This window comes from Pseudomonas sp. AN3A02, from assembly GCF_011765255.1.
Classification (GTDB): domain Bacteria; phylum Pseudomonadota; class Gammaproteobacteria; order Pseudomonadales; family Pseudomonadaceae; genus Aquipseudomonas.
Genome location: NZ_JAARNI010000005.1, coordinates 342,172 through 368,098, shown reverse-complemented (window position 1 = coordinate 368,098; position 25,927 = coordinate 342,172). Strand labels below are relative to the sequence as shown.

The 25,927-nt window shown below is 60.8% G+C and carries 28 protein-coding genes; 12 read left to right on the top strand and 16 right to left on the bottom strand.

Going from position 1 to position 25,927, the window contains the following annotated elements; all coding sequences use genetic code 11:
• A complete protein-coding gene (locus HBJ59_RS21055; protein ID WP_167664634.1) occupies positions 1–1,785 on the bottom strand; it encodes a GMC family oxidoreductase in 1,785 nt (594 codons plus the stop codon).
• 2 nt (positions 1,786–1,787) lie between these two features.
• Positions 1,788–2,528, bottom strand: a complete 741-nt coding sequence (locus tag HBJ59_RS21050; RefSeq protein WP_003214869.1) for a gluconate 2-dehydrogenase subunit 3 family protein — start codon at positions 2,526–2,528, stop codon at positions 1,788–1,790.
• A gap of 283 nt (positions 2,529–2,811) precedes the next feature.
• Here HBJ59_RS21050 and HBJ59_RS21045 point away from each other — a divergent pair, with 283 nt between their 5' ends.
• Complete coding sequence (locus HBJ59_RS21045; protein ID WP_167664633.1) at positions 2,812–3,498, top strand: tyrosine-protein phosphatase; 687 nt, start codon at positions 2,812–2,814, stop codon at positions 3,496–3,498.
• Positions 3,499–3,525: 27 nt separating this feature from the next.
• On the opposite strand, the gene HBJ59_RS21040 is transcribed toward HBJ59_RS21045, so the two are convergent.
• Both HBJ59_RS21040 and prlC read right to left on the bottom strand, forming a co-directional pair.
• Complete coding sequence (locus tag HBJ59_RS21040; RefSeq protein WP_167664632.1) at positions 3,526–3,798, bottom strand: YheV family putative zinc ribbon protein; 273 nt, start codon at positions 3,796–3,798, stop codon at positions 3,526–3,528.
• Positions 3,795–5,894: an oligopeptidase A gene (gene prlC, locus HBJ59_RS21035; RefSeq protein ID WP_178124279.1), complete on the bottom strand. Its 2,100-nt coding sequence runs from the start codon at positions 5,892–5,894 to the stop codon at positions 3,795–3,797. Before prlC ends, HBJ59_RS21040 begins: the two co-directional genes overlap by 4 nt.
• A 54-nt stretch (positions 5,895–5,948) precedes the next feature.
• On the opposite strand from prlC, the gene HBJ59_RS21030 reads away from it, so the two are divergent.
• Both HBJ59_RS21030 and HBJ59_RS21025 read left to right on the top strand, forming a co-directional pair.
• Positions 5,949–6,491 (top strand): gamma carbonic anhydrase family protein, encoded by a 543-nt coding sequence (locus HBJ59_RS21030; RefSeq protein WP_076013301.1) that lies wholly within the window; start codon positions 5,949–5,951, stop codon positions 6,489–6,491.
• Between the two features lie 11 nt (positions 6,492–6,502).
• Entirely contained in the window at positions 6,503–7,156 is a 654-nt protein-coding gene (locus HBJ59_RS21025) for an HAD family hydrolase (RefSeq protein WP_167664630.1), read from the top strand.
• Between the two features lie 79 nt (positions 7,157–7,235).
• Here the strand turns inward: HBJ59_RS21025 and HBJ59_RS21020 are convergent, their stop codons facing one another.
• Positions 7,236–8,291 carry an aminopeptidase gene (locus HBJ59_RS21020; protein ID WP_167664629.1) on the bottom strand — a complete coding sequence of 352 codons (1,056 nt, stop codon included), beginning with the start codon at positions 8,289–8,291 and terminating at the stop codon, positions 7,236–7,238.
• A 140-nt stretch (positions 8,292–8,431) separates the two neighbouring features.
• On the opposite strand from HBJ59_RS21020, the gene HBJ59_RS21015 reads away from it, so the two are divergent.
• Complete coding sequence (locus HBJ59_RS21015; RefSeq protein ID WP_076013298.1) at positions 8,432–8,854, top strand: hypothetical protein; 423 nt, start codon at positions 8,432–8,434, stop codon at positions 8,852–8,854.
• On the opposite strand, the gene HBJ59_RS21010 is transcribed toward HBJ59_RS21015, so the two are convergent.
• Together HBJ59_RS21010 and HBJ59_RS21005 are read right to left on the bottom strand one after the other, a co-directional pair.
• On the bottom strand, positions 8,855–9,094 hold the full coding sequence (locus HBJ59_RS21010) for a DUF1161 domain-containing protein (RefSeq protein ID WP_076013297.1): 240 nt from the start codon (positions 9,092–9,094) through the stop codon (positions 8,855–8,857).
• A gap of 182 nt (positions 9,095–9,276) precedes the next feature.
• On the bottom strand, positions 9,277–9,708 hold the full coding sequence (locus tag HBJ59_RS21005) for an OsmC family protein (RefSeq protein WP_003170750.1): 432 nt from the start codon (positions 9,706–9,708) through the stop codon (positions 9,277–9,279).
• 217 nt (positions 9,709–9,925) lie between these two features.
• Between HBJ59_RS21005 and HBJ59_RS21000 the strand changes: the two genes are divergently transcribed.
• Positions 9,926–10,927: an LLM class flavin-dependent oxidoreductase gene (locus HBJ59_RS21000; RefSeq protein ID WP_076013296.1), complete on the top strand. Its 1,002-nt coding sequence runs from the start codon at positions 9,926–9,928 to the stop codon at positions 10,925–10,927.
• Positions 10,928–11,042: 115 nt separating this feature from the next.
• Here HBJ59_RS21000 and HBJ59_RS20995 read toward each other — a convergent pair whose 3' ends face one another.
• Together HBJ59_RS20995 and HBJ59_RS20990 are read right to left on the bottom strand one after the other, a co-directional pair.
• On the bottom strand, positions 11,043–11,270 hold the full coding sequence (locus HBJ59_RS20995; RefSeq protein ID WP_003214893.1) for a DUF1161 domain-containing protein: 228 nt from the start codon (positions 11,268–11,270) through the stop codon (positions 11,043–11,045).
• A 117-nt stretch (positions 11,271–11,387) separates the two neighbouring features.
• Positions 11,388–11,603: a dodecin gene (locus HBJ59_RS20990; RefSeq protein ID WP_003214895.1), complete on the bottom strand. Its 216-nt coding sequence runs from the start codon at positions 11,601–11,603 to the stop codon at positions 11,388–11,390.
• A 156-nt stretch (positions 11,604–11,759) separates the two neighbouring features.
• Between HBJ59_RS20990 and HBJ59_RS20985 the strand changes: the two genes are divergently transcribed.
• Positions 11,760–12,086: a YqjD family protein gene (locus HBJ59_RS20985; RefSeq protein WP_167664628.1), complete on the top strand. Its 327-nt coding sequence runs from the start codon at positions 11,760–11,762 to the stop codon at positions 12,084–12,086.
• On the opposite strand, the gene HBJ59_RS20980 is transcribed toward HBJ59_RS20985, so the two are convergent.
• Positions 12,083–12,979 (bottom strand): LysR family transcriptional regulator, encoded by an 897-nt coding sequence (locus HBJ59_RS20980; RefSeq protein ID WP_076013295.1) that lies wholly within the window; start codon positions 12,977–12,979, stop codon positions 12,083–12,085. The two genes, HBJ59_RS20985 and HBJ59_RS20980, sit on opposite strands and share 4 nt — an antisense overlap.
• Before the next feature lie 109 nt (positions 12,980–13,088).
• Here HBJ59_RS20980 and trpB point away from each other — a divergent pair, with 109 nt between their 5' ends.
• From trpB to HBJ59_RS20965, 3 genes are all read left to right on the top strand, one after another.
• Positions 13,089–14,315, top strand: coding sequence for a tryptophan synthase subunit beta (trpB, locus tag HBJ59_RS20975; RefSeq protein ID WP_003214899.1), 1,227 nt, complete (start codon positions 13,089–13,091; stop codon positions 14,313–14,315).
• Positions 14,315–15,124, top strand: a complete 810-nt coding sequence (gene trpA / locus HBJ59_RS20970; RefSeq protein WP_008439583.1) for a tryptophan synthase subunit alpha — start codon at positions 14,315–14,317, stop codon at positions 15,122–15,124. Before trpB ends, trpA begins: the two co-directional genes overlap by 1 nt.
• Before the next feature lie 138 nt (positions 15,125–15,262).
• A complete protein-coding gene (locus HBJ59_RS20965) occupies positions 15,263–15,709 on the top strand; it encodes an anti-virulence regulator CigR family protein (protein WP_167664627.1) in 447 nt (148 codons plus the stop codon).
• 129 nt (positions 15,710–15,838) lie between these two features.
• On the opposite strand, the gene HBJ59_RS20960 is transcribed toward HBJ59_RS20965, so the two are convergent.
• The 6 genes from HBJ59_RS20960 to HBJ59_RS20935 form a co-directional block, all read right to left on the bottom strand.
• Entirely contained in the window at positions 15,839–17,143 is a 1,305-nt protein-coding gene (locus tag HBJ59_RS20960; RefSeq protein ID WP_167664626.1) for an MFS transporter, read from the bottom strand.
• Positions 17,144–17,323: 180 nt separating this feature from the next.
• Positions 17,324–18,472, bottom strand: a complete 1,149-nt coding sequence (dgoD, locus tag HBJ59_RS20955; RefSeq protein WP_003213645.1) for a galactonate dehydratase — start codon at positions 18,470–18,472, stop codon at positions 17,324–17,326.
• A gap of 33 nt (positions 18,473–18,505) precedes the next feature.
• The gene (locus tag HBJ59_RS20950) at positions 18,506–19,126 is read right to left on the bottom strand and encodes a 2-dehydro-3-deoxy-6-phosphogalactonate aldolase (RefSeq protein WP_134325491.1); all 621 of its coding nucleotides are present in this window, start codon (positions 19,124–19,126) and stop codon (positions 18,506–18,508) included.
• Between the two features lie 13 nt (positions 19,127–19,139).
• Positions 19,140–20,108, bottom strand: coding sequence for a 2-dehydro-3-deoxygalactonokinase (locus HBJ59_RS20945; protein ID WP_167664625.1), 969 nt, complete (start codon positions 20,106–20,108; stop codon positions 19,140–19,142).
• A 102-nt stretch (positions 20,109–20,210) separates the two neighbouring features.
• Complete coding sequence (locus HBJ59_RS20940) at positions 20,211–20,537, bottom strand: DOPA 4,5-dioxygenase family protein (RefSeq protein WP_167664624.1); 327 nt, start codon at positions 20,535–20,537, stop codon at positions 20,211–20,213.
• Between the two features lie 31 nt (positions 20,538–20,568).
• A complete protein-coding gene (locus tag HBJ59_RS20935; protein WP_167664623.1) occupies positions 20,569–21,519 on the bottom strand; it encodes a LysR family transcriptional regulator in 951 nt (316 codons plus the stop codon).
• Positions 21,520–21,622: 103 nt separating this feature from the next.
• Between HBJ59_RS20935 and betC the strand changes: the two genes are divergently transcribed.
• The 3 genes from betC (at position 21,623) to HBJ59_RS20920 (ending at position 25,808) form a co-directional block, all read left to right on the top strand.
• A complete protein-coding gene (gene betC / locus HBJ59_RS20930; RefSeq protein ID WP_076013361.1) occupies positions 21,623–23,137 on the top strand; it encodes a choline-sulfatase in 1,515 nt (504 codons plus the stop codon).
• A 16-nt stretch (positions 23,138–23,153) separates the two neighbouring features.
• A complete protein-coding gene (gene choX / locus HBJ59_RS20925; protein WP_167664622.1) occupies positions 23,154–24,074 on the top strand; it encodes a choline ABC transporter substrate-binding protein in 921 nt (306 codons plus the stop codon).
• A 165-nt stretch (positions 24,075–24,239) separates the two neighbouring features.
• A complete protein-coding gene (locus HBJ59_RS20920) occupies positions 24,240–25,808 on the top strand; it encodes a SulP family inorganic anion transporter (protein ID WP_167664621.1) in 1,569 nt (522 codons plus the stop codon).
• Positions 25,809–25,927 lie beyond the last annotated feature (119 nt).

Here is a 25,927-nt window from a genome sequence, read left to right as displayed (position 1 = left end):
TTATGCCTGAACCAGTGGGCCGGGGTTTTTCAGGTACTGCTCGCGAATCGCCCGCGCCGACCAGTAGGTCAACGCCGCCACCAGGCCCGTAGGGTTGTAGCCCAGGCCTTGTGGGAACGCGGAAGCGCCCGGGACAAACACGTTGTGTACGTCCCAGCACTGCAAGTAGCGGTTCAAGGCACTGGTTTTCGGGTCGGTGCCCATGATTGCGCCACCGTTGAGGTGGGTGGTCTGGTAGGCCGCGGTGTTGAAGTGCTCGCCCACTTTTTTGCCCAGCAAGGCGATCGCCTTGGGGTTCATCGCTTCGGCAACCTTGCTCATTTTGTCGACCATGAAGCGGTTCATCTTGATGTCGTTTTCCTGCCAGTCGAAGGTCATGCGCAGCAGCGGCATGCCGTAGGCATCGCGGTAAACCGGGTCCAGGTCGAGGTAGTTGCCACGGTAGGATTGATGGGCGCCGTGGGCATCCATCGACACCTGGTGGGTGTAGTAATCAGCCGTGGCGCGCTTCCACGCGCTGCCCCAGGCCGGCGTGCCCGGCGGGTTGGAAGTGCCGGCAATCGGCCGGCTGCCCGCCTGGTTGACCCACATAGGCGAGCCGCCCACAAAGCCGTGAGGCCCGTGGTCGAAGTTGTCGGCGTTGAAGTCATCGATCGCCACGCCATTGCCGCCAGCGCCGATGAAGTTGTTGGTGTGCACGTCCTTGTCGAAGAACGCCTTGATGGTGGCCATGTTCTGGTAGGCGAAGTTCCTGCCCACCACACCCTCGCCGGAGATCGGGTCGTAGGGTTTGCCAATGCCCGACAGCAACATCAGGCGCACGTTGTTGAACTGGAAGGAACCGAGGATCACCAGATCCGCCGGCTGCTCGCATTCCCGACCTTGGGCGTCGACATACGTCACGCCGGTGGCCTTGCGCTTGGTGCTGTCCAGGTTGACCTTCAGCACGTGGGAATTGGGCCGCAGTTCGAACTTGGGCTCCTGGCGTAATGCCGGCAGGATGTTCACGTTCGGCGAAGCCTTGGAATACATGTAGCAGACATAACCGCTGCAGAAGCCGCAGAAGTTGCACGGCCCCATCTGCGCACCGTAAGGGTTGGTGTACGGCCCGGAAGTATTCGCGGAAGGCAGGTTGTAGGGTTTGTACCCTACGGCCGTAGCAGCCTTCTGGAACAACTGTGCGGAGACGGTGTTCTTCTGCGATTCCAGCGGGAAGTGATTGGAGCGATCCGGCGCATAAGGGTTGCCGCCCTTGCCTTCGCCTACCAACTGGCCCTTCACCGTCCAGGCTTGCCCGGAGGTGCCGAAGACTTTCTCGGCATAGTCGAAAAATGGCTCCAGCTCTTCATAGCTGACGCCGAAATCCTGGATGGTCATGTCCTTGGGAATGAAATTTTTCCCGTAGCGCTCTTCGTAATGGCTGCGCATGCGCAACTCGATCGGGTCCACCCGAAAGTGCACGCCGGACCAGTGCAGGCCGGCACCGCCGACGCCGTTGCCGGGCAGGAAGGCGCCCAGTTGTCGGTTGGGCATCGCCACGTCATTCACGCTATGGCGAATGGTCACGGTTTCCTTGGAGATGTCCTGAAAGAGTTTCTTGCGCACGCTGTAGGTCAGTTCGTCGATGACCTGGGGATAGTTGCCGTCCGGGTAAGTGTCCTGCATCGGGCCGCGCTCCAGCGCTACCACGTTGAGGCCCGCTTCCGTCAGCTCCTTGGCCATGATCGCGCCAGTCCAGCCGAAGCCGACGATCACTGCATCCACTTTCTTCATGATGGTCGCCACGTTTATGCCCTCTCGCCACGGATCGATACAGCCGGGAAGGGGTATTGCTCGTTGCGTTCAACCCAATCCATGAAATCGGCGCGGGCGCCGGGGAAGCCGATCATGGTCCAGCCAACCATGCCTTTGTTGCCACCGTGGACCGGGTCGCAGAAGAACCCTTCCTTGGTGTTTTGCAGCAACAGATTGAAGAAAATCTTCGGCGGTACGCTGTCGAACTGCGCGTCACCGGCTTCCAGTCGTTGCAACAATTTTTCCTGGGTAGCGCTGTCTTGCTCAGCAAATAGCTTACCGTTCATCGCTTTCGACCAGGCATCCGTGGCAGCGATGCCCAGGCGATAGATCTCCTTGGGCACCAACTTGCTCTGCCAGCCCATTTCAGGCGGCGCATCGGCATTGAAAGGGCCTTGCATGAACCAGAGGGCGCCAGCCGCGTATGGGGTGTTCATCTGACGGTCGATGTATTCCGGCGCGCCGGCTTCCAGGGCGCCTGGGCCTTGGTCGTCCGCCGGGATCAAGCGGGCTACGGCCGCGTTGATAAACGCCCATTCCTCGGCAGTGAAATAGCTCGGCTCATAGGCCTTGCTGCTGACAGGCGCCTTTTCCGGGCTGGCTTGAGCGGGCTCGGGAACCGCCATCAGCATCGAACCGCCCAGGCCCGTGCTGGCGACAGTGACCACGGGGATCAAGGTCAAGGATTTGCGCAAAAACTCACGCCGGGGGTTGTCTTGATCTTGATCAGACATGGTGGCACCTCATCATGTGGTCACGGGTTTATCAGCCGCTTCAAGGAACGACTTATAGTTTTGGCAGCAAATGGGATCCAAAGGACCCAAAAGATAGAACACAGTAGTAATCAATAGTTACAAATGATAGCAGGCTAAGGATCGATGAAAATCGATTCAACGGGAAAAAACACACAGGTAGCCGGCTTATTCACGATTCTTTGACGAGCCCCTCACATGGCATTGACCCCCTGTAAGCGAATCTGGGCCCTATCAGCCCTCTCCCTATTCGGTTACATCGCGCATGTTCAAGAATCAATTGCTGCCTGCTCTCAGCTTCGTGTTCATGGCGCTGTTCACAACCGCCCCTGCCCAAGCCGAAGAACTTACGCCCATGCGTTCATTGGAATGGGCCCAGCCGGTGGGCGATCAATACAACCTGTACCAGATGACGCCCACGCTCTATCGCAGCGCGCTGCCGGATAGCGGTGCTGTTCCTGTACTGGAAAAACTCAAGATCGCAACGGTGATCAACTTTCTGCCAGAGTCCGATGCCAGCTGGCTGAAATCACCCGGAATCAACCAGGTGCAATTGTCTTATCGCACCAACCATGTCGACGATGCCGATGTGCTCACGGCGCTGCGTGCCATTCAAGACGCCGAAGCCAGTGGCCCGGTGCTGATGCACTGCAAACACGGCTCCGACCGCACGGGCCTGATGGCGGCGATGTATCGGGTGGTGATTCAGGGATGGAGCAAGGAAGACGCGCTGAACGAAATGACCCTGGGCGGGTTTGGCGCCAGCAGTGGCTTCAAGGACGGCGTTCGCTACATGATGAAAGCCGATGTCGACAAGTTACGCACGGCACTGGCCAACGGCGAATGCAGCACCAGCGCTTTTGCACTGTGCTCAATGAAAAGCTGGCTGAATACCGCTGACAACGCCAAAGACCAGGCCCAGGAAAAAACAGCACTCGTGATCTCTCCCTGAGCCATCAGCTCAGGGAGTGCCCGCAGGTCAGTCTTTTTTAAGCTTCGGGTTAGGGAAGAACTGCACCGCCTGCACCTTGGGATCCGGCGCTTTCAACGCCGATGTATTCACCCGAGTGCCCAATTCCTTGGGCACTGACAGACCTTGCTCATTCAGCGTGTCGGAATAGCCACAGGCCACGCATTCGCGGTGCGGCACATCGTCTTCACTCCACATCATCAACTTGTCCGGCTCGCTGCACGCCGGGCAGACCGCCCCGGCGATAAAGCGTTTTTTGGTTTTCACAGGCACTTCACTCATGCTGCCGCGTCCTCACTCAGGCCGCTGTGGCGCAAGAGTGCGTCAATCGACGGCGCACGTCCGCGGAAGTCGACGAACAGCACCATCGGTGCCTGGGAGCCGCCACGGGCCAGGATCGCCTCGCGGAACGCGCGACCAGTCTCGGCATTGAGCACGCCGTCTTCTTCGAACTTGGAGAAGGCATCCGCCGACAGCACTTCGGCCCACTTGTAGCTGTAGTAACCCGCCGCGTAACCGCCAGCAAAGATATGCGCAAAGCTGTTGGGGAAGCGGTTGTAGGCCGGCGGACGCATCACCGACACCTCGTCACGCACGCCTTCAAGCACCTGCAACACACTGCGACCATCGCCGTGGGTAGCGTGCAGTTCGAAGTCAAACAGCGAGAACTCCAACTGGCGAACCATCATCAGGCCAGACTGGAAGTTCTTCGCCGCGAGCATTTTTTCCAGCAGGTCCTGAGGCAGCGGCTCACCGGTTTCGTAGTGACCGGAAATCAGTGCCAGGCCTTCCGGCTCCCAGCACCAGTTCTCCATGAACTGGCTCGGCAACTCCACCGCATCCCAAGCCACGCCGTTGATGCCGGACACGCCAGCGTGGTCGACACGGGTCAACAGGTGGTGCAGGCCGTGGCCGAATTCGTGGAACAGTGTGGTCACTTCATCGTGAGTCAGCAGGGCAGGCTTGCCGCTGTCAGCCGGGGTGAAGTTGCACACCAGGTTGGCCACCGGGCTCTGCAGCACGCCATCAACGGTGCGGCGACGGTCACGGGCGCCGTCCATCCAGGCACCGCCACGCTTGTTGGCGCGGGCATACAGGTCGAAGAAGAAGCGGCCGACGTGCTGGCCGTTTTCCTTGATTTCGAACAGGCGCACGTCCGGGTGCCAGGTGTCGAAGCCTTTCTGCTCGGCGATTTCGATGCCGTACAGGCGCTGCACAATCGCGAACAGACCGCTGAGCACTTTGTCGATCGGGAAGTAAGCACGCAGGGCTTCCTGGGCCACGCTGTAGCGTTGTTCACGCAGCTTTTCGCCGTAGAAACCGCTGTCCCAGCTTTGCAGGTCCGGGCAGCCTTGTTCGGCGGCATAGGCCTTGAGCTGTTGCAGGTCCTGGGTGGCGAACGGCTTGCTGCGCTTGGCCAGGTCCCGCAGGAAGCTCAGCACCTGGTCGCTGGACTCGGCCATTTTGGTGGCCAGGCTCAGTTCGGAGAACGAGGCGAAGCCCAGCAGTTGCGCCAGCTCCTGACGCAGGTCGAGGATCTGTTCCATGACCGGGCCGTTATCGTTCTTACCGGCATTCGGGCCTTGGTCCGACGCACGGGTGCAGTAGGCCGCGTAGATTTCTTCACGCAGGGCGCGGTCGTGAGCGTAGGTCATCACCGCGTAGTAGCTCGGGAATTCCAGGGTGATCAGCCAGCCGTCGAGGCCCTTGGCCTGGGCAGCGGCCGCCATTTGCGCCTTGGCCGAATCGGTCAGGCCGGCGAGGGTCGCTTCGTCGGTGACGTGCTTGGTCCAGGCCTGGGTGGCGTCGAGCAATTGGTTGGAGAACTTGCTGCCCAACTCGGAAAGCTTGCTCTGCACTTCGGCATAACGCTTTTGCTGCTCAGGCGGCAAATCGATACCCGACAGGCGGAAGTCCCGCAGCGAGTGTTCCAGAATAGTTTTTTGCGCCACGTCGAACCCGGCGGCTTCCGGGCTGTTGGCCAGGGCTTCGAACGCCTGGAATAGTTCACGGTTCTGGCCCATCTCGGTGGAGTAGGCGCTCAGTGCCGGCAAGCAAGCCTCGTAGGCTTCGCGCAGTTCGGCGCTGTTGCACACGGCGTTCAAGTGGCTGACCGGGCTCCAGGCGGCACCCAGGCGGTCGTTGAGTTCGTCCATGGCCAGGATCAGCCCGGCCCAGGTCGGATTTTTACCCTGGCTTTGCAGGATGCCTTCGATGGCGACGCGGTTGTCGGCGAGGATCTGTTCGATGGCCGGCTGTACGTGCTCGGCACGGATCGCCGAGAACGGCGGCAGGTCGTAGGACTGCAGAAGAGGGTTGTTCGCGCTCACGGTTGGCACCTTGGCTGAAGAAACATGTAAGAACAAAGATGGGGCCATCTTAATTACAATCAACGCCCACCGCAGCTATCAGCAGAAGAGAGAGAGCCTATCGTGACCCTTCGCACCTACCAGAATCACACGCCGGCCTTGCTTGCCGGGGCTTTCGTCGATGCATCGGCGGTGGTGATCGGCGACGTCGAAATCGGCGCCGACAGCTCGGTATGGCCGCTGACGGTGATCCGCGGCGACATGCACCGCATCCGCATCGGTGCGCGCACCAGCGTCCAGGACGGTTGCGTGCTGCACATTACCCACGCCGGGCCCTTCAATCCTGATGGTTTCCCGCTGTTGATCGGCGACGATGTGACCATTGCCCACAAGGTCATGCTGCATGGCTGCACGGTGGGCAACCGGATTCTGATCGGCATGGGCAGCATTGTGATGGACGGCGCCGTGGTGGAGGACGACGTGATCATCGGCGCCGGCAGCCTGGTGCCGCCGGGCAAGAAACTCGAGAGCGGTTTCTTGTATGTCGGCAGCCCGGTTAAACAGATCCGCCCGCTGACTGACAAGGAACGGGCGTTTTTCACCTACAGCGCCGCGAACTACGTAAAGCTCAAAGACCTGCACCTGGCCGAAGGCTTCGACCAATGACAAGGACACCCATGCATTACCAAACCGTTCTGTTCGACCTCGATGGCACCCTCACCGATCCGCGCGAAGGCATCACCCGCTCGATCCAGTACGCCCTCGCCAAACTGGGGATCGATGAGCCGGACCTGACCAAGCTTGAGCACTTCATCGGCCCGCCGCTGCTGCAAGCGTTCATGCAGTTTTATGACTTCGACGAAGCCAAGGCCTGGGAAGCAGTGAATTTCTACCGCGAGCGCTTCAAGGTTACCGGCCTGTACGAAAACCGCGTATTCGACGGCGTGATGCCGCTGCTGGAAGCGTTGAATGGCCAGGGCCGCCAGCTGTATGTGGCCACGTCCAAGCCTTGGGTGTTCGCCCGTGAAATCGCCCGGCATTTCGATTTCGCCAAACACTTCAAGGTGATCTACGGCAGCGAGCTGGACGGCACCCGCACCAACAAGGTCGAGCTGATCGCCCACCTGATGGCAGAGGAAGGCCTGGACCCGGCCAGCACCCTGATGATTGGCGACCGCAAACACGACCTGATCGGAGCCCGCAGCAACGGGCTGGATTGCGCGGCAGTGGGTTACGGGTTTGGCAGCCATGAGGAGCTGAGTGCCGAAGCGCCGACCTGGCATTTCGAAACATTGGCGCAGATGCATCAGGCGTTTTTGCAGCGGCCATAAGATCGCTATCGCGGGCAAGCCCGGCTCCCACAGGGAAACGCGACCCACTGTGGGAGCCGGGCTTGCCCGCGATGAGGCCCTATGTGCCAACCAAAGGCTCGGGTTCCTCCAAACGCCTCAGTGCCGCTTTACGCTCAACTACGGGCAACCCGCCCAGCTTCTCCACCGCCGCAAAGAACTTCGGCCAATCCCCGCCTTCCTGCCGGAACAACGCGGCAAACGCCGGCACCCACTGGTCATACAGGCCAAACGGCAACAACCTGGCGTTGTTCATCGGCAAGTTCATCCAGGCGTCATAACGCTTGTCGCCACCCCACTGGCTATCGCGCATTTGCCGGTAGTCACGGCGCAGGCGTTCGAATTCAGCCGCCTTGGCCAGGCGCATGGCATCTGCCGCCAGTGGCTGGGTATACAGCTGCTCCAGACGCTTGCGGGTGTCGAGCACCAACCGGGTGAACTGGTCGCGCTGTTTCAACGCCGACTCGCTGGCAGGCGGCAAGCCCCGGGCCGCGCGCCATTGCCGGGTGCCTTCTTGCTCGACGAAGGTGGCGTACGACTCGTTGAACTCAGTGTCGTCCTTCACATAAAACCGCTGGTGCGCCAGCTCATGAAAAATCAGCGTGGCCAGGCGCTCGTCGCCCCAGCTCATCATCGAACTCATGATCGGATCATTGAACCAGCCGAGGGTGGAATAGGCCTCCACGCCACCAATCGACACGTCCATGCCTTGCTGTTTCAACAACGCCGCCTGGCCACGCGCGGCGCCCTGGTTGTAATAACCGCGATAGGCCACGCACCCGGCAATCGGGAAGCAGTGAGTCTGTGGCGACAGGGAAAATTCAGGCGTGGCGAAGACGTTCCAGACCACATAAGGGCGGCCAATATCCGTATACAAGCGGTAACTCTGGTTATCCGGCAGGTGCAGGTGTTCGCTGGCGAAGGTGCGGGCTTTCTGGGATTGCACCAAATGCTCGCGCAGCACCTGTGGACGAGACGGATCGGCGATGACCACGGAGACCGGCTCCCGGGCCCGCAGCAGTTGCAATTGCCCGTCTGCCAGTTGGCTGTAGTAACTGACGCTGGAACAGCCACTGAGCAACAGCAGCATCAACCCGGGAAGTAAACGCCTGACCATTAAAACCTCTCGCAGGTAACTATCCCGCCAGACTATCTCGCCTGTGGGGAATTTTTCCATGGCGTGGCGTGTTTATACTCAGGGAGCGTGCTGCCGAGCGCAGCCGCTCAAACGAACATTCCTACAGTTGAGTGCTTAACATGCGTCAGCTACTGCTTCCCGTCGCCGCGATCTTTCTCAGTGCCTGCGCGTCGACGCCGCTACCCGCGGTTGATCCGCAGCAAGCCTGGGTCGACTTCGCCACCCCGACACCCGGCGCCAAGCTGGTGATGGCGCAACGCCTGGACGGGAAAAACCTGAACGACGGGCGCTACTTCCAGGTGCCACCTGGCAGCCACGAATTGATGGTGCGATTTGATTTCGAGGTGCCCACTGGCGGCAGTTTCAGCGGATTTGGCCAAACTACCGACCGAACCTGCTTCATGACCCTGCAATACGACCGTTTCGAGGCAGGCCAGCGCTATCGCCTGGAAGGGCGCTCACTGGGCTACAACCCGAATATCCGGCTGTACAACAAAGCGGGTCAATTGCTGGCCGAAGAACGTAGCGTCAACTGCATCTGATCAGTCGTTGTTCTTCTGGTAGACGATGGCCTTGGTGCCATTCTCACAGCTGCCGACAACCATGGCGCTGTCGTGCTTGTCTGCTTCTTCCTTGGTGACGATTTCGAGGGTGTAGGACGGAACGGCATTCGCCTGGATTTTGACCTCAATCTCTTTCCTGAGCTCTTCACAATCTTTCGGCGCCGCCAGGGCCGACGTGGCCAGTGCACCGCAGATAACCGCCAAGGCAATACGTTTCATGTGTGAAGCTCCCTGAATGCACGCGCACGGGTGTGCGCTGAGTCTGCAATCGGCTATTCGACCATACCTGAACGTGTAGGAGCGAGCGTGCTCGCGAAAAACCTCAACGATAACGCGTGCCGCCTGGAAGGGCGCGGCGCCTTTGAAGTCTTCGCGAGCACGCTCGCTCCTACAAGGGTCGATCAATTAACGAGGGTGCCATCCAGGGTAATGGTTGCGTTCAGTACCTTGGATACCGGGCATCCTTCCTTGGCTTTCTTGCTCAACTCATCGAACTGGGCCTGGCTGGCGCCCGGGATCTTTGCCTTGAGGATCAGGTGCACGGCTGTAATCGCAAAGCCACCGTCCACTTGGTCCAGGGTCACTTCGGCCTGGGTGTCGATGCTATCTGCCTTGAGCCCGGCGTCGCCGAGAATCATGGAAAAGGCCATGGAGAAACAACCGGCATGGGCGGCGCCGATCAGTTCTTCAGGGTTGGTGCCCTTGCCGCCTTCAAAACGGGCCTTGAAACCGTAGGGCGCTTCGCGCAGCACGCCGGTTTCCGTGGAAATGGAACCCAGGCCAGTCTTCAGGTCGCCTTCCCAATGCGCGGATGCTTTTTTAACGATACTCATAGCGGTCTCCTCGAACGGTGGTTTTGCCTCAGTAAGGGTTCTGAGGATAGACGCCCCGGCAAAGTTCATCTTGTCGGAGAAACCTAGCGATTAAGTAGGAAATTTCACCTTCGCTATTGAATCTCGGGTATATGCCCTCATTGCATAGAACATGCACATGAAGCGGCAGGTTTTGGTTCGTCTAAGAAGCCTGCGCCCCCATTGGAGAAGCAGGCTTATGAAATCGCTGTCCGACGTAAAGTTCTCGACCCTCGACCTCGTGCCAGTGCGTGCCAACGGCAGCCCGGCGCAGTCGCTGCGCAATTCCCTGGACCTGGCCCAGCATGTAGAAAAATTCGGCTACAACCGTTTCTGGGTGGCCGAACACCACAATATGGACGGCATCGCCAGCTCGGCGACCTCGGTATTGCTGGGCTATCTGGCAGGCGGCACTTCGACGATTCGTGTCGGTTCCGGTGGCGTGATGCTGCCCAACCACGCGCCTTTGGTGATCGCCGAGCAGTTCGGCACCCTGGAAAGCCTGTACCCGGGCCGCATCGACCTGGGCCTGGGCCGCGCACCTGGCTCCGACCAGATGACCGCCCGCGCCCTGCGCCGCGAACGTTCCGGCAGCGCCGACGACTTCCCGGAAGACGTAGCGGAACTGATGGCCTACCTCGGCCCGCGCACCCCGGACCAGCGAGTGATCGCCGTGCCCGGCACCGGCACCAACGTGCCGGTGTGGCTGCTGGGTTCGAGCCTGTTCAGTGCACAGCTTGCGGGCGAACGCGGTTTGCCTTACGCCTTTGCTTCGCACTTCGCACCGCGCCTGATGCATGAAGCGATTCGCGTCTATCGCAACCACTTCAAGCCTTCGGCCGTGTTGGACAAGCCCTACGTGATGCTCGGCATCCCGTTGGTGGCCGCCGATACGGATGAACAGGCTGATTACCTGGCCACCTCGGTGTACCAGCGAATCCTCGCTTTGATGCGTGGGCAAAGCCTGGTGCAGCGCCCGCCGGTCAAGACCATGGACGGCCTGTGGCTGCCCCATGAGAAAGACGCTGTAGGCAGTTTCCTTGGCCTGGCCATGGTGGGCAGCCCGCAGAAGATCCGCGCCAAGCTGGAAGTGCTGGTGGAGCAGACCGGCGCTGATGAGCTGATCTTCACCTGTGACCTGTACGAGCATGCCGACCGGATTCATTCCTACGAGCTGCTTTCGCAGATCATGAAGGGCTGAATCTAGGAGTAAGGCGGGACGCAGAGCATCCCAGGCTACATTCCCACGCGGAGCGAGGGAACGATCAAAAAAAACCGACGCACTTGCGTCGGTTTTTTACGTCTGCAACACGGGATCACCCGCGCTTGTAGGCGATTTCCTTGGTACCGGCTTCACAGCTGCCGACAACCGTGTGGTCACTAGGTGCAGCACCTTTGTCCACGATTTCCAGGGAGTAGCCCGAAGCGCCTTTCGCGTCGATTTTCGCCGCGATCTCGCTTTTCAGCTCTTCACAAGGCTTGCCCGCCGCCAGGGCTGTGCCCGCAATGCTCAACAAACCTACCGCCAACAAAAAGTTCTTCATCCGTCACTTCCTTGGGTTGATCGAAAGGAAGCACGTCGCCGCTCGTCACGTCGACGTGCCTAAAGGTTGTAGCGGAGTTTATGGCAATCGGCCAGCGCGCAAGTTCAACCGGCTCAATCAACTACTGGCAATTCGGAACCCCACCTTGAGGGTGACCTGGAAATGCGCGGCCTTGCCGTCCTTGATATGACCGCGGGTTTCGGTCACTTCAAACCACTCCAAGTGCTTGATGCTCTTGCTGGCTTCGGCCAGGGCATTGTTGATAGCGTCCTCGATGCTGGTGGTGGAAGAGCCCACCAGTTCGACTTTCTTGTAGGTGTGATGATCACTCATAAGGTTTTCTCCTGGGGTCGTTAATGAAGCCTAGCAGTGAATTCTCGTACTGCTTCTGGCGACCATTCCCATACGAAAGTTCAGATTTACTGCACTTTCTGAAACCGCCGCAGTCGGAAACAACACACGCCACTCAATCACTCCAGGAGAGCCCACATGGCCAACACCTCTTTACGCAAAGCGTCATTGGAAAGCATGGAAGCCGAGATTTCGAGCCTGCTCAAATCTCTGGAAAGCCTCAAGGACGATGCGTCTGACGAGTCGCGCAAAACCTTGAAGGCCCTGAAAAGCAATGCCGAGAATGCTCTCAAGCATTCCCGTCACCTGATCAGCGATGCTTACGAAGAAGGCAAAGTCAAAATCCGCGAAACCGGTGTTGCGACACGGGACTACGCGCAAGAGCACCCATGGACTACCGCTGGCGTCGCCGTTGGCGCGCTGGGCCTGCTGGCTGCTTACTTGCTGTGCAAACGCGGCGACTAAACAACCTGGCGCGCAAGCTCAGCCTTGAGCCACTGCGCCAGTTGCCGGGCGCGCCCATCCGCGGCGCGCTTGGGTAGCCACAACGCCAGTTGCGCCGGGGTTTCACTGAAACCCCACGGCGCAACCAGGCGACCCGCTCGCAGGTCCTCTGCCACCAGCGGCTCAGGCGCAATTGCCACTCCCAGCCCGGCCACCGCCGCCTCCAGCAAATAATACAAATGCTCGAAACCCTGACCGTACTTCAACGCGCCAGCGTCGATTCCGTGGTGCTGCGCCCAGCTGGGCCAGGCTTGTGGGCGCGAAGTGGTGTGCAATAAGGCTTGATCCAGCAGGGCTTCGGCAGGTGCCTGGCGTAAACGCTCGTAATCGGCAAATCGCGGGCTCATGACCGGGCCGATGCGCTCGCTGGCCAATTCGTACACCTGCATATCCGCCGGCCACGGCGGCTCAGCGAACACCAGCAGCGCGTCCAACCCGGGGCGACGCGGGTCGAGGTCGCCTTCGCCCGCCGACAGATGCAGGCGCAAATCCGGCAGATCGGCGTTCAGGCGCCCCAAACGCGGAATAAACCAGCGCGCCAGCAGACTGCCGGAGCAGCCGAGCACAAATGGTGCGTCTGCGCTGCTTTGTGTGAGTTCTGCGCAGGTGTCCCTCAGACGCTCGAACGCCTCAAAACTCGCATCTCGCAGGCGGATGCCGGCATCTGTGAGTTTGAGGCCGCGCCCGTCCTTGACGAACAGGCTGACACCGAGGTGTTCTTCCAACACCTTGAGCTGCCGGCTGACGGCGCCATGGGTCACGTGCAGTTGCTCAGCGGCCTGGCTGACGCTGTTCAGGCGTGCAGCCGCCTCGAAAGCGCGCAGGGCGTTCAGGGGTGGGAGGTCTCGGCTCATCTGTGAGTTTTCCTGACAGGTTGTGGCGATCTTATCGGTTTTCACGTGGAAGCGTCAGGGGTAGAGTGACCGTCATTGCCAATTACACATTTTCTACCTGGAGCGTCCCATGACTCAGACCCAGACCGATTTACGCAACGGCCCAGACGCCAATGGCCTGTTTGGTTCGTTCGGCGGCCGCTACGTGGCGGAAACCCTGATGCCGTTGATCCTTGATCTGGCCCGCGAATACGAAGCGGCCAAGATCGATCCGGCCTTCAATGAAGAACTGGCCTACTTCCAGCGCGACTACGTCGGACGCCCAAGCCCGCTGTACTTCGCCGAACGCCTGACCGAATTCTGCGGCGGCGCCAAGATCTACCTCAAGCGCGAAGAGCTGAACCACACCGGCGCCCACAAGATCAACAACTGCATCGGCCAGATCCTGCTGGCGCGGCGCATGGGCAAAAAACGCATCATCGCCGAGACCGGCGCCGGCATGCACGGTGTGGCCACCGCCACCGTCGCCGCGCGTTTTGGCCTGCAATGCGTGATCTACATGGGCACCACCGACATCGAGCGCCAGCAGGCCAACGTATTCCGCATGAAGCTGCTGGGCGCTGAAGTGATCCCGGTAGTCGCCGGCACCGGCACCCTGAAAGACGCGATGAACGAAGCCCTGCGCGACTGGGTCACCAACGTCGACAGCACCTTCTACCTGATCGGCACCGTGGCCGGTCCGCACCCGTACCCAGCCATGGTTCGCGACTTCCAGGCCGTGATCGGCAAGGAAACCCGTACCCAACTGCAGGCCCAGGAAGGCCGTCTGCCCGACAGCCTGGTGGCATGCATCGGCGGCGGTTCCAACGCCATGGGCCTGTTCCACCCGTTCCTGGATGACACCAGCGTCGAAATCATCGGCGTTGAAGCGGCCGGCTACGGCATCGAGACCGGCAAACACGCGGCCAGCCTCAACGGCGGCGTACCGGGTGTGCTCCACGGCAACCGTACCTTCCTGTTGCAGGACGACGATGGCCAGATCATCGACGCCCACTCGATCTCCGCTGGCCTCGACTACCCGGGCATCGGCCCTGAACACGCTTGGTTGCACGACATCGGCCGCGTCCAGTACACCTCGGTGACCGACGACGAAGCCCTCGACGCCTTTCACAAATGCTGCCGCCTGGAAGGGATTATTCCTGCACTGGAAAGCGCCCACGCCTTGGCCGAAGTATTTAAACGCGCGCCGACCTTGCCGAAAGATCACCTGATGGTGGTCAACCTGTCCGGCCGTGGCGACAAAGACATGCAAACCGTGATGCACCACATGGAACAGTCCAAGCAGGAGAAACACTGATGAGCCGCCTGCAAACACGTTTTGCGCAACTGAAAGAACAAAACCGCGCCGCCCTGGTGACCTTCGTCACCGCTGGCGACCCGGGCTATGACACCTCGCTGGCGATCCTCAAGGGCTTGCCGGCGGCCGGCGCCGATGTAATCGAGCTGGGCATGCCGTTCACCGACCCGATGGCCGACGGCCCGGCCATTCAACTGGCCAACATCCGTGCACTGACCGCCAAGCAGAACCTCACGAAAACCCTGCAAATGGTTCGCGAGTTCCGCGAGGGCAACAGCGACACGCCGCTGGTGCTGATGGGCTACTTCAACCCGATCCACATGTACGGCGTGCCACGCTTTATCAGCGATGCGAAAGAAGCCGGCGTCGACGGCCTGATCGTGGTCGACATGCCGCCCGAGCATAACGGCGAGCTGTGCGACCCGGCCCAGGCTGCCGGTATCGACTTTATCCGCCTGACCACGCCGACCACCGATGACGTGCGTCTGCCGACCGTACTCAACGGCAGCTCCGGGTTTGTGTACTACGTTTCGGTGGCCGGTGTGACCGGTGCCGGTGCCGCAACCCTGGAACACGTTGAAGAAGCCGTGACCCGTCTGCGTCGGCATACCGACCTGCCGATCAGCATCGGTTTTGGTATCCGCACCCCGGAGCAGGCCGCTGCAATCGCCCGTTTGGCAGACGGCGTGGTGGTGGGTTCGGCACTGATCGATCACATCGCCAATGCCAGCAACGATCAACAGGCCATCGACGGTGTATTGACCCTGTGTTCAGCGCTGTCGGAAGGTGTGCGCAACGCCCGTAAGTAAGCGGCTCGTAAGCGGTAGGTAAAGTTCCTGATACAGAGGAATCAAGCCGGGAAATCAGCACCTAAGCTAACAAGACCAAGGGATTTCGAACGTGGTTCGAAATCCCTTTTTGTTGTTTGTGCAGTTGAGGAAACCCTGATGAAGATACCTAAACGTGTGATAGCCAGTCTGGGTGTGCTGTTGCTCGGCGCCAGCGCGCTGGTGCAAGCCGCACCGTATGACCAAGGCGGCGGACCTGACCGTGGCGGCCCGCCGGGCCAGCAGAACGATCACCGTGGCGATGACCGTCGCGGGCCCCAGGACAATCACCGTGGCGGGCCTCCTCAGGATTTCGGCCCTGTGAGACAGGTCATCCGCGATAACCATGGCGACTTCCGCCGTGGCGCACCGCCGCCTCCCGGTATCCACCTGGTGCGCGGCCAGCGCCTGCCGCCGAACTACTACGGCGAGCGCCTGGACCCACGGGCGCTGGGCCATCTGCCGCAGTACCCTGGTTATGAATGGCGCCGCTCGGGTGGGGACATCGTGCTGATCGCGATTGGCACCAGCATCGTCTATCAGATTCTGGATGGCGCGCTGTACTAGTAGCGCGAGTCTGACCCACTGTGGCGAGGGAGCTTGCTCCCGTTGGGCTGCGCAGCGGCCCCAAAATCTTGGGAGCGCTGCGCACTCCAGCGGGAGCAAGCTCCCTCGCCACAGGTATTAACCAGTCGCCTAAATCTCTATGCGCTCGACCTTGCCGACCAACAAGATGTAGGACAACGCCCCCAGCAACGCCAGCACCGCGATATACGTAATCGCCGGTGCAAACGAATCCCCGGTGGCCAGAAAGCCAATCACAATCGGCGTGGTAATCGCCGACAGATTGCCGATGAAATTGAACACCCCGCCCGTCAGCCCCAACAGCCTTGACGGCGCCAGGGTCGACACCAATGACCAGGTGATCGACGCCAGGCCATTGCCGAAAAACGCCACCGCCAGAAACGCAATCACCCATGCCGTGGAGTCAACAAAGTTGGCGCCGATGATCGCTGTGGAAATCAACAGCCCGCCGATGATCGGCAACTTGCGCGCGAACCCTACCGAGGTTCCCCGGCGAATCAGCCAGTCGGAAAACAACCCCGAGCACAGCACCCCGACAAACGCGGCGAGAAAGGGCAGTGACGCCAGCAGGCCGGACTTGATGAAGTCCATGCCGCGATATTTCACCAGGTAGGTCGGGAACCACGTCAGGAAAAACCACAGCGTGGAGTTCAGGCAGAACTGCCCCAGGTAGATACCCCACAACTTGCGCTTGCTCAGCACGATGCCAAGGTCGACCCAACTGAATGGCGCCTTGGCCGCTTGTGCCTGGATATCCACCAACCCGCCGCCTTCGCGGATCAGCTCGATTTCAGCCGCATTCGCGCCCTTGAAATCCCGTGGCTCGCGGTACACCGCGTACCAGATCAACGCCCACAGAATGCCCACGCCGCCGGTGGCGACAAACACCATGTGCCAGCCAAAGGCGTGTTGCAGCCAAGCCAGTACCGGTGTGAGAAACGCCAACCCGACAAACTGCCCGGAGGTGTAGAAGCCAATCGCCGTGGCCCGCTCACGCTCGGGAAACCAAGTGGTGACCACACGGCTGTTGATCGGGTAGGCCGGAGCTTCCAGGGCACCGACCGCCATGCGCAATACGAACAGCGCGATGAAGCTGGCGGCAAAGCCGAGCATCACGGTGGCGATCGACCACAGCAGCAGGGCGATACTGTAGAGAATGCGCGGCGGCACCCGGTCCACCAGCCAGCCGCCGGGGATTTGCATGGCAGCGTAGGTCCAGCCGAACGCGGAGAAAATCAGCCCGACATGCACCGGGTCGATCCCCAACTCGCTGGTCAGGGCCGGGGCGGCAATCGACAGGTTGCTGCGGTCCAGGTAATTGATCACTACCGTGATGAACAGCAGCACCATGATGAAGTAGCGCTTTCGGCTAGGCGTGACGAGAGAAGCCTGCCCGGTGAAGGACTCGGATTGCATGGGGGTTGCCTCTTCTTATGGTTATTGAGGACAGGTCTTACTGAAGAAACCGAATCAAATGTGGGAGCGGGCTTGCTCGCGAAAGCGGTCTACCAGCAGCGGATGTGTTGACTGACCCTCCGCCTTCGCGAGCAAGCCCGCTCCCACATTGATCGGGTTTTCACCTCAAATTCGCGGTGTTTACCACTCCGCAAAACTGCCATCGGCATGACGCCAGATCGGGTTGCGCCAGCGATGCCCGATGGCCGCGCGCTCGATCACGTATTCCTCGTTGATCTCGATGCCCAGGCCTGGCCCGTTGGGGATTTTCACGAAGCCCTGGTCGTAGTCGAAAACCCCCGGATCACGTACGTAATCCAGCAGGTCGTTGCTCTCGTTGTAGTGAATGCCCAGGCTCTGTTCCTGGATGAACGCGTTGTAGCAAACCGCATCCAGTTGCAGGCACGCCGCCAGGGCAATCGGGCCGAGCGGGCAGTGCAGGGCAAGGGCCACGTCGTAGGCTTCGGCCATGTTGGCGATCTTGCGGGTTTCGGTGATACCGCCGGCGTGGGAAGCATCCGGCTGGATGATGTCGACGTAGCCTTCGCTGAGCACGCGCTTGAAGTCCCAGCGCGAGAACAGGCGCTCGCCAAGGGCAATCGGGGTGCTGGTGAGCGGCGCCAGCTCTTTCAGCGCTTCGTAGTTTTCGCTGAGCACCGGCTCTTCGATGAACATCAGTTTGTAGGGATCGAGCTCCTTCATCAGCACCTTGGCCATGGGCTTGTGCACCCGGCCATGGAAGTCGACGCCGATGCCGACGTTCGGGCCGACCGCATCCCGCACGGCGGCGACATTGGCCAGGGCCTGGTCGACTTTTTCGAAGCTGTCGAGAAATTGCAGCTCTTCGGTGCCGTTCATTTTTACCGCGGTAAAACCACGGGCCACGGCTTCCTTGGCGGCGCGGGCAGTGTCGGCCGGGCGGTCGCCACCAATCCACGAATACACGCGGATCTTGTCGCGCACCTGGCCACCCAGCAAGTCGCTGACCGATACGCCGAGCGCCTTGCCCTTGATGTCCCACAGCGCCTGGTCGATACCGGCGAGGGCGCTCATATGGATCGCGCCGCCACGGTAGAAACCGCCGCGGTAGAGCACCGTCCAGATGTCTTCGATATTGCGTGGGTCTTTGCCGATCAAGTAGTCGGACAATTCTTCGACGGCGGCAGCCACGGTGTGGGCGCGGCCCTCGACCACAGGTTCGCCCCAACCGGTCACACCCTGGTCGGTTTCAACCTTGAGGAAGCACCAGCGCGGCGGGACGATGAAGGTGGTCAGTTTGGTGATTTTCATCTTCTTATCTCTCTTGTAGATGGAGAACGCTGATCAGCCCAAGGCGTGCCAGGCCGCGACGTAGGCCTGGGCGTTGCTCGCCACTTGGGCGACGCTCATGCCCGGCTTGAATAACCCGGAGCCCAGGCCGAAGCCTTTGACGCCCGCGTCGAAAAATACCTGCATGTTGTCCGGAGTGATGCCGCCCACTGGCAGTAACACCGTGCCCGCCGGCAGTACCGCAAGCCAGGCCTTGACCACCGCCGGGCCCATTTGCTCGGCGGGGAAAAGCTTCAGCACGTCGGCGCCTTCGGCCAGCGCGGCAAAGGCTTCGGTGGGCGTGGCGACACCCGGCGACAGATACAGGCCCGCAGCCTTGGCGGCACGCAGTACCTTGGCATCGCTGTGGGGCATGACGATGACCTGGCCGCCGGCGGCTTTGACTTGATCAACCTGTTCCGGGGTCAGCACGGTGCCGGCGCCGATCAGGCAATCGGCGGGCAGGCTGTCCCGCAGGATGCGGATGCTGGAATAAGGGTCCGGTGAGTTGAGCGGCACTTCGATCACCCTGAAGCCCGCCTGGTACAACACCTCGCCGATCGCCAACGCCTCCTCCGGTCGCAGGCCGCGCAGGATCGCGATCAAACCGTTGTGTGTCAGTGCTTGCTTGAGCATGTCGAGCCTCTCGTCAGGTTGCAGGCAGCAGCCCCGCCGCCATGGCCAGCTGCCAAAGGCCACGCTCGGTAGCCTCCTGTGCCAGGGTCACGCGGGGGAAGCCACAGAGTTGGAGTGCACGCTGGTAGCGGGTGCAGAGTTGGGGAGCGCCCACCAGAACGATGTCGCGCTGCTGGGCAGGCTGGCGGGTGCGCAGGCCCTTGAGTTCGTGGCCGATCATCAGGCCGGACAAATAGTCGGGCTGCTCGTCGGGCGCCAGCTCACCGGTCAATCCCAAGGTGCGGGCGCTGAACAAGTTCGACAGCAGCCCGGCTTGGCCGTCTACCGACAGCGCCACCTGCACGCCGCGATCAAAAGCCGCCGCCTGGAACGCTTCGGAAGGGCGCTGGGTGCGCCCCAAAATACTGTGTTGGCTGAGCACGGCGAACAGCTCGCCGGTCATGAAGGTGTCGAAGTGGGTGATGCAGCCTTCCACCACCTCCACCCACTTGGAATGGCTGCCCGGCAGGCCGATCAGTACGTCGCTCCCCGTAGTGACGGACACGCTTTGCAGCACGCCGAGGACCTGGGTTTCTTCGCCGCGCATCACATTGGGCAACGCGCCGCGTTGAATCACGCCGGGCACGATGTGCACCGCTGTGCCCCGCAGGCTGCGCACAACATGCAGCGCCTGGCCAAGGGTGGATACATCCGCCGGGGTATCGCGGTAAGCCGCTTCGCTCCAGCCCTGGGCGCTGCCGACCATGCCGCAGGCGATGACCGGAAGGCCGGGCTGGGCATCGAGCCAGTCACCGCAGGCCGCATCGAATGCCAGCTCGAAGCCATTGCTGCAGCGAACACCGGCAATGTCCCGGGGTTCGGTGGGCAAGTGCATGATCCCCGACGCCAGGGCGCGTCGTTCGATTACGACGCCTGCCGGGCCGAGCTTGTAAGCACGAAGGGAACTGGTTCCCCAATCGAGCGCGATCAATTGCGCCTGCATCGCTTCACCTGAGTGTTCTGAGCGGATGAGGCGAATATAAACCCAAGAACGGCAAAGTCTCAATATATAAATATCAGTCCCATATATAGGGAATATGCAAATTTAGAATATCGACAGGTCCAACGTGCGCATCGCCCCCATCCAGATAGCGTGTTCGGTGTGGTCCTTGAGGTCATCGCCGGTGGTGGGGTGCAGAAACACCACCAGGCCGTTGCGGTTGAGGGCCAGCCACGGCAGTACGACGCCTATATATTCCGGGTCGAACGCCAGCTGGCAGCTCCAGTCGGGGTGTGGGCCCACGGGGCGTTCATGCACGCGGCCCATCCGCAGCGGGAACATTTGCGCGGCGTCCTCGCAGAGTCTGCGCGCCTGGTCGATGGTGTTGGCGTCGAAGTAAATGTGGGCGTGGTAGCCCTTGATACGTTGCATGACAGGCTCCGGGCTCAATGATCGGCAAATCCTAGACCGCAATGGACGGCAGGGCCAGACCGGTCAGTGATTGTGCGCTGCTGGCTTGTTCGGCCATTAGCCAGTCGACGAAACGTTCGATCAACTGGCTGCGACGTTTGCGCTGGGGCAGCACCACGTAATAGCCGAAGCGTGAGATCACCGTGTCGCCAATCGGCCGGCACAGCCACTTTTGCTCGAGCAAGTTATCCACAAGGTGGCGCCAGCCGATGGCCACGCCCTGGCCGGCGATCGCGGCCTGGATCAACAGCGTGTAATTGTCGAAACGCAGTTGGCCCGGGGTGGGCGCCGTGTTGATGCCCAGCTCGCGAAACACGCCGCTCCAGTCGAACCACTGGTTGTTGTTTTGCTGGCGCAGGTGCAGCAAGGGAAACTCCAGCAGGCTCTGCACCGGCAGCGGCGCGGTGCGGTCCTGGAGCAACTGCGGGCTGCACACCGGGAACACTTCCTCGTTGAACAGCCACAGGCTGTCGCCCTGTTTGAAACGGCCGTCGCCGAATAACACCGCCACATCGATATCGCTGCGCAACGAGGCGTGATTGCGCTCGCTGGTGACCAGGCTCACGTCCACCTGCGGGTTCGCCTCGTGGAAACGATGCAGGCGCGGCATCAGCCAATAAGCGGCAAACGCAAAGTCGGTCGCCACCTGGAGTACTTCGTGCTGGTCCTGCTCGGCAATCGCACTCAGGCCCTGGTTGATGCTCTGCAAACCGGCCTGCACCTGCTCGAACAACAGGCCGCCCGCGTCGGTCAGTTCAATGCCACGGTAAATGCGATCAAACAGGCGCACCTTCAGCTGTTCTTCCAAACGCTTGATCTGCTGGCTGATGGCCGGCTGGGTGGTGCCCAGTTCCATCGCCGCCGCCGTAAAGCTGCGTTGGCGAGCCGCCGCTTCAAACGCGCGCAGCAGGTCGAGTGACAGGTTACCGAGGGATTCATACATAAGCTGTGCTTATCCTAGACATTGCTTCTCATGGGCTTTACCACGATTTCCATGGCCTGCATGCTCATTCGCATAAACGTTGACTATGGAATGCCGCGAAACCATGAAGCGCAAGAACATTCTTTTTATCATGGCCGATCAAATGGCCGCGCCGATGCTTCCGTTCTACGGTCCTTCGCCTATCAAACTGCCGAACTTGAGCCGCCTCGCCGCTGAAGGCGTGGTGTTTGACGCCGCTTACTGCAACAGCCCGCTGTGTGCGCCATCGCGTTTTACCCTGGTGAGTGGCCAACTGCCGAGCAAGATCGGCGCCTACGACAACGCAGCCGATTTCCCCGCCGACGTGCCGACCTATGCCCACTACCTGCGTCGCCTAGGCTACCGCACAGCGCTGTCGGGCAAGATGCATTTTTGCGGCCCCGACCAGCTCCACGGTTATGAAGAACGCCTGACCAGTGACATCTACCCCGCCGACTATGGCTGGGCGGTGAACTGGGATGAGCCGGATGTGCGTCCCACCTGGTACCACAACATGGCGTCGGTGCTGCAAGCCGGGCCGTGCGTGCGCACCAACCAGCTGGATTTCGACGAAGAGGTGGTGTTCAAGGCCCAGCAGTACCTGTTCGACCATATCCGCGAGGATGGCGACCAGCCGTTCTGCCTGACCGTGTCGATGACGCACCCACACGACCCGTACACCATTCCCAAACCATTCTGGGACCTGTACGACGACAACGACATCCCGTTGCCTACAACGCCGCCACAAGCAGATCTCGACCCTCACTCCCAACGCCTGCTCAAGGTCTATGACCTGTGGGACAAGCCGCTGCCGGTGAACAAGATCCGCGATGCGCGCAGGGCCTACTTCGGTGCGTGCAGCTACATCGACAGCAACGTCGGCAAGCTGCTGCAAACCCTGGAAGACACCGGCCTGGCCGACGACACCATCATCATCTTCTCCGGCGACCACGGCGACATGCTCGGCGAGCGCGGGCTCTGGTACAAAATGCACTGGTTTGAAATGGCCGCCCGGGTGCCGCTGCTGATCAGCGCGCCGGGGCAGTTTGCGGCGGGCCGCGTGACGGCTGCCGTGTCCACCGCCGACCTGCTGCCGACCCTGGTGGAACTGGCCGGCGGCCAACTCGACGCCAACCTGCCACTGGACGGCCGCTCGCTGGTCTCGCACTTGCAAGGGCAGGGCGGGCACGACGAAGTGTTCGGCGAGTACATGGCCGAGGGCACCATCAGCCCGCTGATGATGATTCGCCGTGGCGCTTACAAGTTCATCTACAGCGAGGACGATCCTTGCCTATTGTTCGATGTGCACAACGACCCGCACGAGCGGGAAGAACTCAGCCAGTCACCGGAACACCGGCCACTGTTCGAGGCGTTTTTGAGTGAGGCGCGGGCCAAATGGGACATCCCGGCGATCCACCAGCAGGTGCTCGCCAGCCAACGCCGTCGCCGCCTGGTATTCGAGGCGCTGACCCAGGGCAAGCTGAAGAGCTGGGACCACCAGCCACTGGTAGACGCCAGTCAGCAATACATGCGCAACCATATCGACCTCGACGATCTGGAGCGCAAGGCACGTTTTCCACAACCCTGCCAAAACCAATAAAACTGAGGGGAAGGCCATGCAAAAGTTATCCACCGTGTTGAGCGTTGCGCTGCTGGCATTGAGCAGTGCCGGTGCCTACGCGGACTCAAGTTGCGACACCGTGAAGATGGCCGATCCGGGCTGGAGCGATATCGCCGCCACCAATGCCATTACCGGTTTCCTGTTGAACGGCATGGGCTACAAGGCCAAGGTTGACACCCTTGCGGTGCCGATCACCTTTGGCGGGCTCAAGGACGGCCAGGTGGATGTGTTCCTGGGTAACTGGATGCCGGCGCAGCAGGGCTTCTACGACAAGTTCGTGGCCAATGGCGATGTGGTGCAACTGGCGAAGAACCTCGACGGCACCGAGTTCACCCTCGCCGTGCCGGACTACGTGTGGGACGCCGGGGTGCATGATTTTGCCGACCTGAACAAGTTTGCCGACAAGTTCGACAAGAAGATCTATGGCATCGGTTCGGGTGCGCCGGCGAACATCTCGTTGCAGGAAATCATCAAGAAAAACGACTTCGACCTGGGCCAGTGGAAGCTGATCGAGTCCAGTGAACAGGCGATGCTCGCCGAAGTGTCCCGGGCGGTGAAGAAGCAGAAGTTCGTGACCTTCCTCGGCTGGACGCCGCACCCGATGAACGTGCAACTGAAGATGCATTACCTCAAGGGTGGGGAGAAGTACTTTGGTGACACCGGCAGCGTGTATACGTTGACCCGCAAGGGTTATGCGCAGGCCTGCCCGAATGTCGGGAAATTGCTGACCAACCTGAGTTTCACCCAGGAGATGGAGAACGCCATCATGGCAGAGGTGGTGAACAAGAAGGTGAGCAACGCTGATGCGGCGAAGGCCTGGATCAAGGCAAATCCGGCGGTGCTGGACAAGTGGCTGGACGGGGTTAAAACCGTCGATGGCCAGGATGCGCTGGCTGCCGTAAAAGCCAAACTCTGATGCACTGATCGTTCCCACGCTCTGCGTGGGAACGCATCCGGTGACGCTCCGCGTCACGACTCAGGAGCGGACGCAGAGCGTCCAAGACGGCATTCCCACGCAGAGCGTGGGAACGATCATCATGAGCCTGATACTCTGATTCAAACCTTTTCAACCGAGTTTCCAATGCCCTGGCCCAACCGCCATACACTCTTCCCCTTCCTCAGCTGGCTACCGCGCCAAACCCGCGCCAGCGTTGGGCGAGATGCGATCGTCGGCCTGAGCGGTGCAGTCCTGGCATTACCGCAATCCATTGCCTACGCACTGATCGCCGGTCTCCCACCGGAATACGGCCTGTACGCCGCAATCCTTCCGGTATTGATCGCCTGCTTGTGGGGCTCTTCCTGGCACCTGATCTGCGGTCCTACGGCCGCGATTTCCATCGTGCTGTACGCCAGCGTCAGCCCGCTGGCCGTGCCCGGTTCCCAGGACTACATCACGCTCATCCTGTTGCTGACCTTCCTGGCCGGCGTCTTCCAATGGCTGCTGGGCATGCTGCGCTTCGGTGCCCTGGTGAATTTCGTCTCGCACTCAGTGGTACTCGGCTTCACCCTCGGTGCGGCGGTGGTGATCGCCCTGGGGCAACTGCCCAATCTACTGGGGCTTGACCTGCCCAGCCAGGCCACGGCGATCAACAGCCTGCTGGCGCTGATCAACCATGCAGGGGAATGGAATCATCCTTCACTGATGCTCGGGCTCGGCACCTTGCTGGTGGGGGTGCTGCTGAAACTGTGGGTGCCGCGCTGGCCCACACTGTTGATCGCGTTGGCCTTGGGCAGCCTCATCCCATGGCTATGGCCGGCGATGTTCGGGCAGGTGGCGTTGGTCAGTTCATTTGTCGGCAAACTGCCGCCCTTCAGCCCGCTGCCGATGGACTTGGACATGGTTCTGCGCCTCCTGCCGAGTGCCGTGGCGGTGGGCATGCTCGGGCTGGTGACCAGCCTGTCGATTGCGCGCTCGCTGTCGGCCCGCTCCCAGCAATTGCTCGATGCGAATCAGGAAGTGCGTGCGCAGGGTTTATCCAACATCGTCGGCGGATTTTTCTCCGGGTACTTGTCGGCAGGTTCCTTCACCCGTTCGGGCCTGAGCTATGAAGCAGGCGCCTGTTCGCCGCTGGCAGGGGTGTTTTCTGCGCTGTGGGTGGCGCTGTTTGCGCTGTTCGGCGCGGCACTGATCGCCCATATCCCGATCCCGAGCATGGCCGCGAGCATCCTGCTGATTTGCTGGGGGTTGGTGGACCATCGCGGTATTCGGGCGCTGTTCCGGGTCAGCCGCGCAGAGTTCGTGGTGATGAGCCTGACCTGCATCGCCACGCTGCTGCTGGAATTGCAGACGGCGATTTATGCGGGTGTGCTGGCGTCGCTGTTTTTCTATCTCAAGCGCACCTCGCAGCCGCGAGTCCAACAATGGCGTGACGGTGAGGACGATGTGCTGCGGGTCGGCGGCTCGATCTTTTTCGGTGCCAGCCATTACCTGCAGGTGCGGCTGCAAAGCCTGCACGGCCAGCGGGTGGTGATCGAGGCGCAGCAGATCAACTTTATCGACTATTCAGGGGTGGAGATGCTGCACCAGGAGGCGCGCCGATTGAATGGATTGGGGCGCAGCCTGGCGTTGCGCAAGGCCCGGCCGCAGGTGGTGGAAGAGTTGAAGAAACTGGAAGGGGCCGATAAATGCCCCATCCATTTCGAAGAGTGAACGCGGTTAAAACTGTGGGAGCGGCGGTGCGACGATTCGACTTGCTCGCGAATGCGGTGGATCAGTCGATACATACGGCGACTGTCACACCGCATTCGCGAGCAAGCCCGCTCCCACAT